Here is a 1,500-nt window from a genome sequence, read left to right as displayed (position 1 = left end):
AGAACTGCTAATGCGGTTAGGGTGCAGGCCAATCTGGGGTTCAAATCCCCGATACTCCGCCACTCCGCCCAGGGACTTCGTCCAAGATCGCGATCCGGACGAAGTCCCTGTCGCGTCTTTTGGACGCCTGCTTCGCGGCTCTGGATAGCACGTGGCTAGGCAGGGGATGCCGCGCCAGCCTTGGCCAGCGCAGGTCATAGGCCCTGGGTGGAGCACCGGAACGACTGCCCCTGTGTGTTCAGTTCAACTCCCTGCACCAGTCAGTCGGAGTCGGCTGCGCGGTTGTCGGGCGTCAGGTGGGTAGGCGGGTGGCGAGGCCGTCCAGGACTATGTCGAGTTGGCGTTCGAAGCGAGGGTCGCCCTCGTCGCGTAGGTGGCCGGCGGCCTTGACCAGTTCCGCGCCCTCACCCAGCCAGGCATCACGCTCGTCCGGCGAATAACGTCCCGGCTCCGACTGGGTCCGTTCCTGCTCCTCGATGACGAAACCGACCACGAACGCGATGACCAGGTCGAGGACGTCGTCCGCCTCGGCGAGGGTGAAGCCGGCAGCGGTCAAGCGGGCGAGCCAGGACTCCTTCGCCTTCACCACCTCGGGGTCGGCGAGGCGCGTGCCGCTGAAGATGCGCGCCCCGTCCCGGTGGCGCAGGTACTCCGCGCGCAGAGCGCGCGCGTAGGCGGCCACGTCGTCACGCCAACTGCCGCTGGGAGGGATCGCGGAAACGGCGTCGGTGACGCGGCGCATGACGAACGTGCTCATCTCGTCGAGCAGTTCCTGCTTGTTGCGGACGTGCCAGTACAGCGCGGGGGCTCCCACATCGAGCCGGGACGCGAGTGCTCGGACGGTGAGGGCGTCCATGCCCTCGTCATTGAGCAGCTCGAGCGCCGCCGCCACGATGCGCTCCCGCGTGATGCCCTTCGCCACGGTTGACACCTTAACAAAGTTCAGGCACGGTGGGTCTCGTCCGAATTGAACTTAGTTCAGGAGTGTGCCATGCGTGCTGCAGTCGTCAACGACCCTCAATCGGCCCCCGTCTGCGCCGACTTCCCCGACCCGGAACCCAGGCCGGACCGGCCGCCGCTGCGTCTCGTGGGCGCGGGTCTGCACCACATCGTCCGCGGGCTGGCCTCCGGCCGCCATTACGGCAGCGAGCAGGCGTATCCGCTCGTCCCGGGAATCGACGCCGTGGCTCGGACCGACGACGGCCGGCTGGTCTACACGGGGTTCCCCCGGCCGCCGTGGGGCACGATGGCCGAGCGGATGGTCACCCCGTTCGAGGTGGAACTGCCCGCCGGGGCCGACCCGCTGGCGGTCGCCGCGGGTATGAACCCGGCCATGTCGGGCTGGATGGCGCTGGCCGCCCGCCACAAGGAGGTCGGCGAGATCGGCACCACGCTGGTGCTCGGTGCGACGGGTATGTCGGGCGGGCTGGCGGTCCGGGCGGCACTGTCCCTCGGCGCGAAGCGGGTCATCGCGGCCGGACGCAACGCCGAGGCGCTGGA

Annotated in this window: 1 protein-coding gene and 1 pseudogene; one reads left to right on the top strand and one right to left on the bottom strand. The window is 69.0% G+C overall.

The window, feature by feature from the left end:
* Window positions 1-292: 292 nt before the first annotated feature.
* Window positions 293-922 carry a TetR/AcrR family transcriptional regulator C-terminal domain-containing protein gene (locus ACIWVC_RS34585; RefSeq protein WP_396453298.1) on the bottom strand — a complete coding sequence of 210 codons (630 nt, stop codon included), beginning with the start codon at window positions 920-922 and terminating at the stop codon, window positions 293-295.
* Between the two features lie 69 nt (window positions 923-991).
* Between ACIWVC_RS34585 and ACIWVC_RS34580 the strand changes: the two are divergent.
* Window positions 992-1,500, top strand: a pseudogene (locus ACIWVC_RS34580) (zinc-binding alcohol dehydrogenase family protein); the annotation flags it as partial.

The sequence above is a fragment of the Actinomadura sp. genome, assembly GCF_044508335.1.
Classification (GTDB): domain Bacteria; phylum Actinomycetota; class Actinomycetes; order Streptosporangiales; family Streptosporangiaceae; genus Spirillospora.
The sequence above is the reverse complement of the archived record's forward strand: the minus strand, read 5'-3'. Positions and strand labels throughout refer to the sequence as shown.